At 40.7% G+C, this 280-nt stretch carries 1 pseudogene; it reads left to right on the top strand.

The features are described 5' to 3' along the window. Nucleotides 1-224, top strand: a pseudogene (locus ACFINO_RS10940) (hypothetical protein); the annotation flags it as partial. Nucleotides 225-280 lie beyond the last annotated feature (56 nt).

Below are 280 nucleotides of genomic sequence, written 5' to 3'. Positions count from 1 at the left end.
AAGAAGTAAATGCACAGGAAAACAACTCTCGAGAAGCCACATCACACACCAGACACTCTCACAAGTCGAACAAACAGCACAGCAAACGCAGCAATCATCAATCATCTCAGAGAGAAAAGCGCCCTAATCCTGATTCACCTTTTGCAAAATTAGCTGCGTTGCGCGATCAACTCATAAGAGAAAAAGATAAAGACGCACATACACTTTCCTCCAAAAGTCACTAAAATAAAAATGGAGGTTGATTTTGGCCTATGTAGTAACTGATAACTGCATTCATTGC

The sequence above is a fragment of the Bartonella sp. AA83SXKL genome, assembly GCF_042196965.1.
In the GTDB taxonomy this organism is placed as follows: Bacteria; Pseudomonadota; Alphaproteobacteria; order Rhizobiales; family Rhizobiaceae; genus Bartonella.
This window is presented reverse-complemented; position numbering and strand designations above follow the sequence as displayed.